The sequence below is a fragment of the Rhizobium sp. 05L429 genome, assembly GCF_056397645.1.
Window position 1 is genome coordinate 31,562 of record NZ_JBFTNV010000031.1, and the last position, 14,270, is coordinate 45,831.

Below are 14,270 nucleotides of genomic sequence, written 5' to 3' on the forward strand. Positions count from 1 at the left end.
CGTCATGTCCTCAATGCAGGTTGGGCTGGGCGCCAACGCCCTTTTCGTCGATCTGGTAGCCGCGCCGGAAGCGGTCGAGGCGCAGTTCCCGCGCCGTCTCGTGCGGCTCGTTGCGGGCGATCAGATGGGCGTAGCAATAGCCGGAGGCAGGTGTGGCCTTGAAGCCGCCGTAACACCAGCCGGCATTCAGGTAGAGATTGTCGATATGGGTGCGGTCGATGATCGGCGAGCCGTCCATGCTCATGTCCATGACGCCGCCCCAGCTGCGCAGATATCTGACCCGCGTCAGCGATGGGATCATTGCCACGCCGGCTTCGGCGACGTGCTCGACAGTGGCGAGATTGCCGCGCTGGGCATAGGAATTGTAGCCGTCGATATCGCCGCCGAAAACGAGGCCGCCCTTGTCCGACTGTGAAACGTAGAAATGGCCGGCGCCAAATGTGACGACGGTGTCGATGAAAGGTTTCAGCCCCTCGGTGACGAAGGCCTGCAGCACATGGCTCTCGATCGGCAGACGCAGGCCCGCCATGTCGGCGACCACGGTGGAATTGCCGGCGGCAGCGAGCGCCAGCTTGCCGCAACCGATGAAGCCCCTGGTGGTCTCGACGCCTGTCACACTGCCATTCTCGCCGCGAATGCCGGTGACCTCGCAATTTGTGATGATGTCGATGCCGCGGCTGTCGGCGCCGCGGGCATAGCCCCAGGCGACCGCATCGTGGCGCACCGTGCCGCCGCGCGGCTGGCGGAGGCCGCCCATKACGGGGAAGCGGGCATTGTCGAAATCGAGGAAGGGCAGCATCTTGCGGACCGCGGCCCGGTCGAGGAGCTCTGCGTCGACGCCGTGCAGGCGCATGGCATTGCCGCGCCTTGTATAGGCATCGCGCTGCGCATCGGAATGAAAGAGGTTCAGCACGCCGCGCTGCGAAACCATGGCGTTGAAGTTGAAATCCTGTTCCAGCCCTTCCCAGAGCTTCATCGACAACTCGTAGAAGGGGTTGTTGCCGGGCAGCAGGTAGTTGGAGCGGATGATCGTCGTGTTTCGGCCGATATTGCCGGAGCCGAGATAGCCCTTCTCCAGCACGGCGACGTTGGTGATACCGAACGTCTTGGCGAGATAATAGGCCGTCGAAAGACCATGGCCGCCGCCACCCACGATGATGACGTCATAATGCGGCTTCGGCGAAGGCTGGCGCCAGGCAGGTGCCCAGCTGTTGTTGCCGCGAAGCCCGTTTAAGAAGATGGAGAGAGCGGAATAGCGCATGGATAGATCCGGTGGGAGCTGGTGCCATGATGCCAGAAAGGCGAGGTGTGACTTGCCTGTTTAGGACATTTATCGATAAGAAAGGGACATGGCGTCTATCGAAACAAAAAACCTGCATTCCATCGGCTTCATTCTTCTGCCGGGATTTGCCCTGATGTCCTATGCCTCGGCGAGCGAGCCGCTGCGCGCGGCCAACCTGCTTGCCGGGCGGGAAATCTACCGCATCTCATGCTTTTCGCCGGAAGGCGGGGCGGTGTTGTCTTCCGGCGGCGTACCCGTCCCGGCCGCGCCGCTTCCCGGTCGCGGTTTCGGGCTCGGCACTGTCTTCGTCTGCGCCGGCGGTTCTCCGCGCGACTGGCACTATCCGGCCGTGCTTTCCTGCATACGGCAGCTCGCGCGCGAAGGCGTACGCATCGGCGGCATTTCGGGCGGTCCCTATCTGCTGGCCGCGGCCGGGCTGCTGACAGGCCGTGACTTTACAATCCATTGGGAGCATGCGCCGGCGCTTCTCGAAGCCTTTCCCGACCTGTCGCCGCGCCAGGCGCGTTTCGTCGTCGACGGCAACCGCATTACCTGCGGCGGCGGCATTGCGCCGCTCGACATGATGCATGCGCTGATCGCCGAGCGTATGGGGCCGGATTTCGCCCGCCGGGTCAGCGACTGGTTCCTGCATGCCGAGGTCGCTCAGCCGACAGCGCCGCAGCGCGCTTCCCTTGCCGAGCGCTACGGCGTGCACCATCCGGGCTTGCTGAGCGTCGTAGAGAAGATGGAGGAAACCATCGAGATGCCGCTCAACCGTGCAGCCATGGCCCGCATTGCCGGGGTGACGCCGCGCCATCTCGACCGCCTGTTCGCCGCTCACCTCGATACGACCTTCCTCGAGCTATACAGACGCATCCGGCTGCAGCACGCCCGAAGGCTCCTTGAGCAGAGCCCGCTGTCGATCTCCGAGATCGCCATTGCGACAGGTTTTTCCGGCGCTGCGCATTTTTCGCGCCTCTTTCGCGGCCTCTACGGCACCAGTCCGAGTTCAGTCCGCAGGCTCTGACTTTCTTCAGGGTTGAGAAGATTTCACTCTGGCGATAGGGTGCTTGCAAAGAGCGAGTGCGCGAAGGACCGTGAATGAAGATCAAGCTGGATGAAACGTCGAGCCAGGAGCATGCCCATGCGGTTCGTCAGGCCCTGTCCCAGAATCCGCATGCGGTGCGCGAGCCGAAGGAAAACAATCTCGAAATGGCGATCGGCCATGAGGTTCGCGCCTATCGCAAGAAGCTCGGCATTACCGTAACCGACCTTGCTGCCGCGACCGGCATTTCGCTCGGCATGCTGTCGAAGATCGAGAACGGCAATATCTCGGCATCGCTGACGACATTGCAATCGCTCTCGCGCGCCCTCGGCGTGCCGTTGACGGCCTTCTTCCGCCGGTACGAGGAGCCGCGCAACGCCGTCTTCGTCAAGGCGGGGCAGGGCATCGAGCTTGAGCGCCGCGGCACACGCGCCGGCCATCAGTATAATTTGCTCGGCCATATCGACAACAACAGCAGCGGCGTGATCGTCGAGCCCTATCTCATCACGCTGACCACGGATTCGGATGTCTTTCCGACCTTCCAGCATGAGGGCATGGAGCTGATCTACATGCTGGACGGAGAGGTCGTCTATCGCCATGGCGACCAGCTTTTCCCGATGCAGCCGGGCGACAGCCTGTTCTTTGATGCTGATGCGCCGCACGGGCCGGAAAAACTTGTGAAATTGCCGAGCCGATATCTCTCCATCATCAGCTATCCGCAACGCGGCAAGAATGACTGACTTGCCTTAAAAGAAAAAAATATTCCTGCAGGTTGAAAACCCAAAACAGACCTGATAGTCATTTTGCAGACGCGAAATGGAGGTTCTGTCATGTGCGGAATTGTGGGTCTCTTCCTGAAGGATAAAAGCCTGGAGCCGGCGCTCGGCGCGATGCTGTCATCCATGCTGGTGACGATGACGGACCGCGGACCTGATAGCGCCGGCATTGCGATCTATGGCGCAAGCAGCGGCGACAGCGCCAAGATCACCGTCCAGTCCGCCAAGCCGAAGAAGGATTTCTCGGGCCTTGAGGCTGAGCTGGAGAAGGAACTCGGCACGGAGGTCTCAATCGACATCAAGAGCACCCATGCCGTCGTCACCCTGCCGAAGGACATGCTCGAAGAGGGCCGCGCCGCTATCGCCGAGCTGCGCCCCGACATCCGCATTATGAGCAGCGGCGACGCGATCGAGATCTACAAGGAAACCGGCCTGCCGAAGGACGTCGTTTCGCGTTTCGCCGTCAATTCCATGGCTGGAACACATGGCATCGGCCATACCCGCATGGCGACGGAATCGGCAGTCACCACGCTCGGTGCCCATCCCTTTTCCACCGGCTCCGACCAGTGCCTCGTCCACAACGGCTCGCTCTCCAATCACAACAACCTGCGCCGCGAACTCAAGCGCGAAGGCATGACCTTCGAGACTGAGAACGACACCGAGGTTGCAGCCGCCTACCTGACCGCAGAAATGGCCAAGGGCAAGAATCTCGGCGAGGCTCTGGAAGGCGCCGTCGACGATCTCGACGGCTTCTTCACCTTCGTCGTCGGCACCAAGTCCGGCTTCGGCGTCGTGCGCGATGCGATCGCCTGCAAGCCCGCCGTCATGGCCGAGACCGACCGGTACGTCGCCTTCGGCTCCGAATACCGCGCGCTCGTCAACCTGCCCGGCATCGAGGCCGCGCGCGTCTGGGAGCCGGAGCCTGCGACCGTCTATTTCTGGGAACGCTGAGGGCTGCTGCGGCCGCCCTCATCCCATCGGCTCGATTTCATTTCAGGACGATTTCATGCCCACATTCGATCTTGCGGTGACCCCGCTTCGTGACCTCAATCAAGCCCTGCATGACGTGGCGTCAGGCGATAACGACCTGCAGTTCGACGTCGTCAATCCGCGCGGCCACCATGCCGTCGCCGCCGGCGTGCATGCGCCCGTCAGCATCGATATCCACGGCAGCGTCGGCTATTACTGCGGTGGCATGAACGAGGAGGCGGTCATCACCGTGCACGGCTCGGCCGGTCCGGGTGTCGCCGAAAACATGATGTCCGGCCGCATCACCATCAAGGGTGACGCCAGCCAGTATGCGGGCGCCACCGGCTGCGGCGGCCTGCTCGTCATCGAGGGCAATGCCTCTTCGCGCTGCGGCATCTCGATGAAGGGCATCGATATCGTCGTGCGTGGCAATATCGGCCACATGTCCGCCTTCATGGCGCAGGCTGGCAACCTCGTTGTGCTCGGCGACGCCGGCGATGCGCTCGGAGATTCCCTATACGAGGCCCGCATCTTCGTGCGTGGCAAGGTCGAGAGCCTCGGCGCGGACTGTATCGAGAAGGAAATGCGGGCAGAACATATCGAGCTTCTCTCCGCTCTGCTCGCAAAGGCGGGCATTACCGATGCGCTGCCGGAGGAGTTCAGCCGCTATGGTTCTTCCCGCAAGCTCTACAATTTCAACGTCGACAATGCCGACGCCTATTGAGTTTATCGAGGTTTTCCATGAGCTATCAGAACCCGCCCACAAAGCCTCGCCTTTCGGCAACCTTCGATGAATACACGATGTCGGAAATCCGCCGCGCTGCGGCGACCGGCATCTATGATATCCGCGGTGGCGGCGCCAAGCGCAAGCTGCCGCATTTCGACGATCTCTTGTTCCTCGGCGCCTCGATCTCCCGCTATCCGCTCGAAGGTTACCGCGAGAAGTGCGGCACCAATGTCGTGCTCGGCTCGCGTTACGCCAAAAAGCCGATCGAACTCAAGATCCCGATCACGATCGCCGGCATGAGCTTCGGTTCGCTCTCCGGTCCGGCGAAGGAGGCGCTCGGCCGTGGTGCCACGATCGCCGGCACCTCGACGACAACGGGCGATGGTGGCATGACGGAGGAAGAGCGCGGCCATTCTGAGACGCTCGTCTACCAGTACCTGCCGTCGCGCTATGGCATGAACCCGCGAGATCTGCGCCGCTGCGACGCGATCGAGATCGTCGTTGGCCAGGGTGCCAAGCCCGGCGGCGGTGGCATGCTGCTCGGTCAGAAGATTTCCGACCGCGTCGCCGAAATGCGCACGCTGCCGAAGGGTATCGATCAGCGTTCGGCAAGCCGTCATCCCGACTGGACCGGGCCCGACGACCTTGAGATCAAGATCCTTGAACTGCGCGAGATCACCAACTGGGAAAAACCGATCTATGTGAAGGTCGGCGGTGCGCGCCCCTATTACGACACGGCCCTTGCGGTGAAGGCCGGTGCTGATGTCGTCGTGCTCGACGGCATGCAGGGCGGTACTGCGGCAACGCAGGAAGTCTTCATCGAGCATGTCGGCATGCCGACGCTCGCCTGCATCCGCCCGGCCGTGCAGGCGCTGCAGGATCTCGGCATGCACCGCAAGGTGCAGCTCATCGTTTCTGGTGGCATCAGGAATGGCGCCGATGTGGCGAAGGCTCTGGCCCTCGGCGCCGACGCCGTCTCCATCGGCACGGCCGCCCTCATCGCCATCGGTGAGAATGATCCGCGCTGGGCGGCCGAATACGAGGCGCTGCACACGACGGCGGCCGCCTATGACGACTGGCATGAAGGCAAGGACCCGGCCGGCATCACCACGCAGGATCCGGAACTGATGAAGCGCGTCGATCCGATCACCGCCGGTCGTCGCCTCGCCAATTACCTCAAGGTCATGGCGCTGGAGGCGCAGACGATCGCGCGCGCCTGCGGCAAGAATCATGTCCACAATCTGGAACCGGAAGACCTCTGCGCATTGACGATCGAGGCTTCCGCAATGGCGCAGGTGCCGCTCGCGGGAACGAGCTGGATACCGGGCAAGGGAGGCTACTGATTTCTACCGGCCGGGCAAAAAGTCCGGCCGCTTCGCATCCATAACCAAAGTGTCTCTGAGAAATCCAAAGGGGAACGAGAATGACACTGGACCTTGCTGCTTTTGCGAAAGACAAAGGCATCAAATATTTCATGATCAGCTATACTGACCTTTTCTCCGGCCAGCGCGCCAAGCTGGTGCCGGCGCAGGCGATTGCCGGCATGCAGGAAGAGGGTGCGGGTTTTGCCGGGTTCGCTACCTGGCTCGACATGACGCCCGCCCATCCCGATCTCTTTGCCGTTCCCGATGCCACCTCCGTCATCCAGCTTCCCTGGAAGAAGGACGTCGCCTGGGTAGCGGCCGATTGCATGATGGAGGGCACTCTCGTGGCGCAGGCGCCGCGCAATGTGCTGAAGAAGCTCGTCAATAAAGCCGAAGCGGCGGGCAAGCGGGTCAAGACCGGCGTCGAGGCCGAATTCTTCCTGATCACCGCGGACGGCGAACAGATTTCCGATGGCCGCGACACGGCTGAAAAGCCCTGCTACGACCAGCAGGCCGTCATGCGCCGCTACGACGTCATCGCCGAGATTTGCGACTATATGCTGGAGCTCGGCTGGGGCGCCTATCAGAACGACCACGAGGATGCCAACGGCCAGTTCGAGATGAACTGGGAATTCGACGATGCGCTGAAGACGGCCGACAAGCATTCCTTCTTCAAGTTCATGGTCAAGTCGATCGCCGAAAAGCACGGGCTTCGCGCCACCTTCATGCCGAAGCCCTTCAAGGGCCTGACCGGCAATGGCTGCCATTGCCATATCTCGGTCTGGGACAATGATGGCGAGGTCAACGTCTTCGCCGACAGGACAGCCGAATTCGGCTTGTCGGCGGAAGGCAGGCACTTCCTCGGCGGCATCATGAAACACGCTTCGGCGCTTGCCGCGATCACCAACCCGACCGTCAATTCCTATAAGCGCATCAACGCGCCACGCACGACCTCGGGCGCCACATGGTCGCCGAATACGGTAACCTGGACCGGCAACAACCGCACCCACATGGTGCGCGTGCCAGGCCCCGGCCGCTTCGAGCTGCGCCTGCCTGATGGTGCGGTCAACCCCTACCTGCTGCAGGCAATCATCATTGCGGCCGGTCTTGACGGGCTGAACAGCAAGGCAGATCCCGGTCCGCATCACAATATCGACATGTATGCGGAAGGGCATCTGGTGAAGGACGCGCCGCGTCTGCCGCTGAACCTGCTCGATGCGCTGCGTGCCTATGACGCCGACGAGGGTCTGAAGGCTGCGATCGGAACCGAGTTCTCCGCCGCCTATCTCAAGCTCAAGCACCAGGAATGGAATGCCTTCTGCTCGCATTTCACCCAGTGGGAACGCGATAGCACGCTCGATATCTGAGCCGACCGGTTGAGGTTTTGACATCAAGCGCCTGCGGGCCGGAGCATCAACGCGCCGGCCCGGCTGGTGGCCTATGCTTCAAGTGACGAAGGAAGAGATGGCATGAAGAGCTACGTACTGACGGTATCCTGCAAGTCGACGCGCGGCATCGTTGCAGCGATCTCGGGTTATCTCGCCGAACAGGGCTGCAACATCGTCGACAGCTCGCAATTCGACGATCTGGACACTGGCCAGTTCTTCATGCGCGTCTCCTTCATTTCCGAAGAAGGCCTCTCCGAGGCCGATATCCGCGCCGGCTTCACCAGCATCGCCACGCGCTTCGGCATGACTTACGATTTCCACGACAGCGAGAAGCGCATGAAGGTGCTGCTCATGGTGTCGCGCTTCGGCCATTGTCTCAACGACCTGCTCTACCGCTGGAAGATCGGCGCGCTGCCGATCGATATCGTCGGCGTCGTCTCCAACCATTTCGATTACCAGAAGGTCGTCGTCAACCATGACATTCCCTTCCACCATATTCCCGTTACCAAGGCCACCAAGGTGCAGGCGGAAGCCCATATCATGGAAGTGGCTGAGCAGACCGGCACGGAACTGATCGTGCTCGCTCGCTACATGCAGATCCTGTCAGACGAGATGTGCCAGAAAATGTCGGGCCAGATCATCAACATCCACCATTCCTTCCTGCCGAGCTTCAAGGGCGCCAATCCCTATAAACAAGCCTATGAGCGCGGCGTGAAGCTGATCGGCGCCACGGCGCATTATGTGACGGCCGATCTCGACGAAGGCCCGATCATCGAGCAGGATACGGCGCGCATCACCCATGCGCAGAGTGCCGAAGACTACGTTTCGATCGGCCGCGATGTCGAAAGCCAGGTGCTGGCGCGCGCCATCCACGCCCATATCCACCACCGTACCTTCATCAACGGCAATCGTACCGTCGTCTTCCCGGCAAGCCCGGGCAGCTACGCCTCCGAGCGCATGGGCTGAGCCATGGTCAAGGTCATCGACGGCAAAGAAGTCGCGGCATCGGTCATCGAAGCCGTGAAATCGGCAAATGCTGCGCTTGAAGCCGCCAAAGGCATCAAGGCCGGGCTTGCAGTCATCATCGTCGGCGACGATCCGGCGAGCCACACCTATGTCAGCTCGAAAAGCCGAATGGCCAAGGAATGCGGGTTCAAATCCATCCAGCACACGTTGCCGGTGGAGACAAAGCAGGAAGAACTTGCAACGCTCGTCGCCTCGCTCAACGCCGATCCCTCGATCCATGGCATTCTCGTGCAACTGCCATTGCCGAAACATCTCGAGTTCGGCAAGCCGATGGCACAGCTCCTGCTGAACGCCAACGCGACAGTTACCATCGGCCATTCGCGCACGAAGAACCTCGCCGAGATCTGCCGCAACGCCGATATTCTGGTGGCCGCCGTCGGCCGTCCGGAAATGGTCAAGGCCGACTGGGTGAAACCCGGTGCCACTGTCGTCGACGTCGGCATCAATCGCATCGCGGCACCCGAGCGGGGCGAGGGCAAGACCCGCCTTGTCGGCGACGTCGCCTTTGCGGAGGTCGCGCCGGTTGCCGCAGTCATCACGCCGGTGCCGGGTGGCGTCGGTCCCATGACGATCGCCATGCTGATGGCCAATACGGTGATTGCCGCCCATCGTTCGGTTGGGCTTACGCCGCCGAGTTTCTGATCATCTTACGGGGCAGGGCCTGTCGAGGCCCTGACGATCAGCTCTGTCTTCCAGAGCTCCTGTTCGGGGAAGGGACCTGCCTGCTTGACCGTGCCGATGAGCCTCTGTGCAATGCGCACGCCCGCAGCGCGTAGCGACGAGCGGGTCGTCGTCAGCGGGACGGAAAAGTTTTCCGGCTTCAGCAGCGGCAACACGTCGTCATGGGCGATCAGCGAAATATCCTCGCCAAGCTTGAGCCCGGCCTGATTGACGGCCCGGATCGCGCCGAGTGCCAGAACCGTACTGGAGCACAGGATGGCAGTCGGCCGATCCGGAAGCTGCAGAAAGCGCTCCATGGCAATCAGCCCTTCCTCATCCGTCATGACCGTGTGGCTCGTGTAGTCCTCCAGGAGCTCCAGCCCGCGTTCTGCGAGTGCTGCGATGAGGCCGTTCCTGCGGCGAATGGCGAAATCGAGATGCGCCGGCCCGTTCATCATTGCAAAGCGCGTATGGCCGAGCTGCAAGAGAAGTCTCGCAGCATCGTAGAAGGCACCCTCGTTGTCGATGTCGAGATAGGGATAATCCGGTTCAGAACCGAAGGAGCGACCATGCACGACGAAGGGCATGGAAAGCGATTTCAGCATGGCGAGCCGCGGATCGTGGCCGCGCATATAGGCGACGAAGAGTGCATCCACATTGCCGCTGATCGCCAGCCGGCGCAATGCTGCAACCTCGTCGTCGGGATCGGCGGGCATGATGACGAAGTGGAAGTCGTGGCGCACCGCTTCCTCGCCGAGGCCGGTCAGGAACTCGCCGAAATGAACGTCGGACTGATGGCCGGGTGCTGTCGGCATGACGAGGCCGATCGAGCCGGCCTTGCCGGTCGCAAGCCGCTGGGCGGCCTTGTTCGGCCGGTATCCGGTTTCCTTGACGGCCCGAAGCACGCGTTCCCGGGTCGCTTCGTTGACCTCGGGGTAACCGTTGAGCGCGCGGCTCACAGTCGTCTGCGAAAGCCCCAGCAATTCCGATAGCTGTTTAAGATTCACCTGCTATGCTTCCTCCCGGCCTGCCCTGTGGCCGCAAACGCCCTCCGCCTCCCATGGCACCCAAAGCGCTTTTAATTATGTAGCATCTACAGCGCTTGACTCAAGAAAAAACGCTCCATATTTCCCATCAGGTCTCGCTGCGGCGCGATAATCAGGCTGTATTCGGGGCGTTTTCGCGAAATGGCTTGACTTCACTCCACCGAAAGTGAATCAGTTGGCGTGTCAAAGCGCTTTGAGATTTCCTTTGAATGAAATTCAGCGTGGTTGGGATTGTGATGGGAGGTTGATCACATGAAAAAGACATTCTTTATGGGCGTTGCACTCGTGGCGCTTTTTGCCGGCGCTGCATCGGCCGCGGATCTGAAATTCGCGCCGGGCCAGGACGCCAAGTTCAACTGGAAGAGCTATGATGACTTCAAGGCTGCGCATGCCGACCTGAAGGGTCAGCAGCTGACGATCTTCGGCCCTTGGCGCGGCGAAGACGAAGCTTTCTTCCAGAGCATTCTCGCTTATTTCGTCGAGGCGACCGGCGTCGACGCCAAGTATTCCTCGTCCGAAAATTATGAGCAGCAGATCGTCATCGATACGCAGGCAGGCTCCCCGCCGAACATTGCGGTCCTGCCGCAGCCGGGCCTTTTGGCCGATCTCGCCGGCAAGGGCTACCTGACGCCGCTCGGCGACGATACCTCCAAGTGGATCAAGGATAACTACGGCGCCGGCGACAGCTGGGTCGGCTACGGCACCTACAAGGGTAAGGACGGCAAGGAAGCCTTTTACGCCTTCCCATACAAGGCCGACGTAAAATCGCTCGTCTGGTATGTTCCCGAGAACTTCGAAGAAGCAGGCTACAAGGTCCCGACGACCATGGAAGAACTGCACGCCCTGACAGACCAAATCGTCAAGGACGGTGGCGTTCCCTGGTGTATCGGTCTCGGTTCTGGCGGCGCGACCGGCTGGCCGGCGACCGACTGGGTCGAAGATATCATGCTGCGCACGCAGAAGCCTGACGTCTACGACAAGTGGACCACCAACGAAGTGAAGTTCACCGATCCGGCTGTCGTTGCCGCCATCGATGAATTCGGCAAGTTCGCCAAGAACGAGAAGTATGTCGACGGCGGCGTTGCAGCCGTTGCTTCGACCGACTTCCGCGACAGCCCGAAGGGCCTCTTCGCCGTTCCGCCGAAGTGCTACCTGCACCACCAGGCTTCGTTCATTCCGTCCTTCTTCCCTGAGGGTACGAAGCTCGGCACGGATGCCGACTTCTTCTACATGCCGACTTATGCTGCCCATGCCGATCTCGGCAAGCCGGTTCTCGGTGCAGGCACGCTGGTCTCCATCGCCAAGGACTCTCCGACGGCACGCGCCTTCATCGACTTCCTGAAGACGCCAGTCGCGCATGAACTCTGGATGGCGCAATCGAGCTTCCTGACCCCGTATAAGGGCGTCAATGTCGACGCCTATGCCAACGAGCAGATGAAGAAGGAAGGCGAGATCCTGACCTCGGCCACCACCTTCCGCTTCGACGGTTCGGACCTGATGCCCGGCAAGATCGGCGCCGGCGCGTTCTGGACCGGCATGGTCGATTTCGTCGGCGGCAAATCCGCTCAGGACGCCGCAGCCGAAATCCAGAGTGCTTGGGACGGCATCAAGTAATTTCCCATCAGTCCATGCCGCCGGGTGACCGGCGGCATCACGGAATGAGCGGCCGGGTTCCAGAGGGGGAGCCCGGTCGTGCTGGATCCTGTGGTCAAACACCTAAGCTATATTGACGGTATCCGGCATTAACCCTTCAAAATAAGACAGGGAAGCAGGGGAGGGACGAAATGCTGTCGCAGATAGTGTCCGCTTTGGGCGTCGTGGTCGTAGCCGTTTTTGCTTGCTCGGCCTATTTCTTTTTCTCGAACAAGATCCTCGATCTCGCATTGCCGGTGAAGGACGGTGATATCCGTCGGGCCTCAACCAATCTGAACCGGCGCGCTATGATCCGCCCCTGGCTGTTTCTCGGCCCGGCGCTCTTCCTGCTGATCGTCTATCTCGTCTATCCCGTCGTTGCGACCTTCATCCTGTCTTTCTATGACCGGACCGGCGAGCAGTTCGTCGGCGCGCAGAATTACCTGTGGGCGTTTAACGACCGCGAATTCCGCCAGTCGATCTTCAACAACATCCTGTGGCTCGCCGTGGTGCCCGCCGCCTGCACCTTCTTCGGCCTCGTCATCGCAGTCATGACCGACCGCATCTGGTGGGGCAATATCGCAAAAAGCATCGTCTTCATGCCGATGGCGATCTCTTTCGTCGGCGCTTCCGTCATCTGGAAGTTCATCTATGAATACCGCGGCGGCAACGATGTGCAGATCGGCCTCCTGAACGCCATCGTGCAGACATTCGGCGGCACGCCGGAGGTCTGGATTTCCGTTCCTTTCTGGAACAATTTCTTCTTGATGGTGATCCTGGTCTGGATTCAGACCGGCTTTGCCATGGTTATCCTCTCTGCCGCACTGCGCGGCATCCCGGAAGAGACGATCGAGGCTGCCGTCATCGATGGCGCCAATGGATGGCAGATCTTCTGGCGCATCATGGTGCCGCAGATCTGGGGCACGATCGCCGTCGTCTGGACGACGATCACCATCCTTGTTCTCAAGGTCTTCGATATCGTGCTCACCATGACCAACGGCCAGTGGCAGACCATGGTGCTGGCGAACCTGATGTTCAACTGGTTGTTCCGCGGCGGCGGCGATTCCGGCCGAAGCGCTGTCATCGCCATCATCATCATGCTGGCGGTGACACCGATCATGGTGTGGAACGTGCGTCGCGCCAATGCCGAGCTGAAGGGACGCTGAGATGACCACAGCTGCAAGCTACTTCAAGATCGGCCCGGCCCGTCTCTTCGTTCACTTCTGCGTTCTCATCATCGTCGTCATCTGGCTGGTGCCGACGCTCGGCATCTTCGTCAGCGCGCTGCGCGACAAGGATCAGATCACCGTCTCCGGCTGGTGGACCGCCTTTGCCGGCTCGACCCAGACCGTGGCCGCGCGTCTCGGCACGCCCGATCAGGCCAAGCAGGAAGGCGATATCTACGTCATCACCGGCAATGTCCTGGCCGACCAGCCCGGCCGCTCGGTCAAGGCCTTCGGCGTGCGCGTCCAGCAGCCTTCGGCCTTCGAGGCCGGCCAGACCGCCGATCTCGGCGACGGCGAAAGCATCGTCATCAATAGCGACGGCAGCTATCGCTATATGAAGAACGCCGCCTTCGCTCCCGACGAGCGTCCGCGCCGCATCTATGTCGCGGCATCGGCACCGCCCGAATTCACCCTGCGCAACTACCAGACGGTTCTCGCCGGCGAGGGCATCGGCCAGTCTTTCATCAACTCTCTGACGGTGACCATACCGGCCACCATCATCCCGATCCTGATCGCCGCCTTCGCAGCCTATGCGCTGAGCTGGATGGAATTCCCAGGCCGGGCGCTGCTGATCGCGCTCGTCGTCGGCCTCATCGTCGTGCCACTGCAGATGTCGCTCATCCCGCTGCTGCGTCTCTATAATGAGATCGGCTCCCTGATCGGCCAGCCGTCGAAGACCTATCCCGGCATCTGGCTGGCGCATACGGCCTTCGGCATGCCGCTCGCCATCTATCTCTTGCGGGCCTATATTTCCGGCCTGCCCAAGGAGATCATCGAATCCGCCCGTGTCGATGGCGCCAGCGACTTCGAGATCTTCACCCGCATCGTATTGCCTCTCTCCTTCCCCGCGCTCGCGTCCTTCGCGATCTTCCAGTTTCTGTGGGTGTGGAACGACCTGCTTGTGGCCATGGTCTTCCTCGGCACCGACAAGGATCACCTCGTGCTGACCGGAGCGCTGAATGCGCTGCTCGGTTCGCGCGGCGGCAACTGGGAAATCCTGACGGCATCGGCCTTCATCACCATCATCATACCGCTGCTCGTCTTCTTCTCGCTGCAGCGTTATCTGGTGCGCGGCCTGCTGGCGGGGTCGGTCAAGGGGGGCTGATCCATCCCAAGACGCAATTTCAAA

At 61.2% G+C, this 14,270-nt stretch carries 13 protein-coding genes; 11 read left to right on the forward strand and 2 right to left on the reverse strand.

Features of this window, described 5'->3' with window-relative positions; genetic code table 11:
- Positions 1-10 precede the first annotated feature (10 nt).
- The gene (locus AC1DNW_RS26830; RefSeq protein WP_477854908.1) at positions 11-1,261 is read right to left on the reverse strand and encodes a sarcosine oxidase subunit beta family protein; all 1,251 of its coding nucleotides are present in this window, start codon (positions 1,259-1,261) and stop codon (positions 11-13) included.
- Between the two features lie 88 nt (positions 1,262-1,349).
- On the opposite strand from AC1DNW_RS26830, the gene AC1DNW_RS26835 reads away from it, so the two are divergent.
- From AC1DNW_RS26835 to AC1DNW_RS26870, 8 genes are all read left to right on the forward strand, one after another.
- Positions 1,350-2,309 (forward strand): GlxA family transcriptional regulator, encoded by a 960-nt coding sequence (locus tag AC1DNW_RS26835; RefSeq protein ID WP_477854909.1) that lies wholly within the window; start codon positions 1,350-1,352, stop codon positions 2,307-2,309.
- Positions 2,310-2,383: 74 nt separating this feature from the next.
- The gene (locus tag AC1DNW_RS26840; RefSeq protein WP_037098373.1) at positions 2,384-3,067 is read left to right on the forward strand and encodes a helix-turn-helix domain-containing protein; all 684 of its coding nucleotides are present in this window, start codon (positions 2,384-2,386) and stop codon (positions 3,065-3,067) included.
- 90 nt (positions 3,068-3,157) lie between these two features.
- Positions 3,158-4,054: a class II glutamine amidotransferase gene (locus AC1DNW_RS26845; RefSeq protein ID WP_113309949.1), complete on the forward strand. Its 897-nt coding sequence runs from the start codon at positions 3,158-3,160 to the stop codon at positions 4,052-4,054.
- A 55-nt stretch (positions 4,055-4,109) separates the two neighbouring features.
- Entirely contained in the window at positions 4,110-4,796 is a 687-nt protein-coding gene (locus AC1DNW_RS26850; RefSeq protein WP_113309950.1) for a GltB/FmdC/FwdC-like GXGXG domain-containing protein, read from the forward strand.
- A 17-nt stretch (positions 4,797-4,813) separates the two neighbouring features.
- Positions 4,814-6,142, forward strand: a complete 1,329-nt coding sequence (locus AC1DNW_RS26855) for an FMN-binding glutamate synthase family protein (RefSeq protein WP_477854910.1) — start codon at positions 4,814-4,816, stop codon at positions 6,140-6,142.
- Positions 6,143-6,222: 80 nt separating this feature from the next.
- A complete protein-coding gene (gene glnT, locus AC1DNW_RS26860; RefSeq protein ID WP_113309952.1) occupies positions 6,223-7,530 on the forward strand; it encodes a type III glutamate--ammonia ligase in 1,308 nt (435 codons plus the stop codon).
- A 102-nt stretch (positions 7,531-7,632) separates the two neighbouring features.
- Positions 7,633-8,517 carry a formyltetrahydrofolate deformylase gene (purU, locus tag AC1DNW_RS26865; RefSeq protein ID WP_477854911.1) on the forward strand — a complete coding sequence of 295 codons (885 nt, stop codon included), beginning with the start codon at positions 7,633-7,635 and terminating at the stop codon, positions 8,515-8,517.
- 3 nt (positions 8,518-8,520) lie between these two features.
- Positions 8,521-9,219, forward strand: a complete 699-nt coding sequence (locus tag AC1DNW_RS26870; protein ID WP_477854912.1) for a tetrahydrofolate dehydrogenase/cyclohydrolase catalytic domain-containing protein — start codon at positions 8,521-8,523, stop codon at positions 9,217-9,219.
- Positions 9,220-9,224: 5 nt separating this feature from the next.
- On the opposite strand, the gene AC1DNW_RS26875 is transcribed toward AC1DNW_RS26870, so the two are convergent.
- Complete coding sequence (locus AC1DNW_RS26875; protein WP_113311558.1) at positions 9,225-10,244, reverse strand: substrate-binding domain-containing protein; 1,020 nt, start codon at positions 10,242-10,244, stop codon at positions 9,225-9,227.
- A gap of 291 nt (positions 10,245-10,535) precedes the next feature.
- On the opposite strand from AC1DNW_RS26875, the gene AC1DNW_RS26880 reads away from it, so the two are divergent.
- The 3 genes from AC1DNW_RS26880 (at position 10,536) to AC1DNW_RS26890 (ending at position 14,246) form a co-directional block, all read left to right on the forward strand.
- Positions 10,536-11,897 carry an ABC transporter substrate-binding protein gene (locus tag AC1DNW_RS26880; protein ID WP_113300722.1) on the forward strand — a complete coding sequence of 454 codons (1,362 nt, stop codon included), beginning with the start codon at positions 10,536-10,538 and terminating at the stop codon, positions 11,895-11,897.
- Positions 11,898-12,067: 170 nt separating this feature from the next.
- Positions 12,068-13,081, forward strand: coding sequence for a carbohydrate ABC transporter permease (locus AC1DNW_RS26885; RefSeq protein ID WP_113300721.1), 1,014 nt, complete (start codon positions 12,068-12,070; stop codon positions 13,079-13,081).
- Between the two features lies 1 nt (position 13,082).
- Positions 13,083-14,246: a carbohydrate ABC transporter permease gene (locus AC1DNW_RS26890; RefSeq protein WP_113311557.1), complete on the forward strand. Its 1,164-nt coding sequence runs from the start codon at positions 13,083-13,085 to the stop codon at positions 14,244-14,246.
- Positions 14,247-14,270 lie beyond the last annotated feature (24 nt).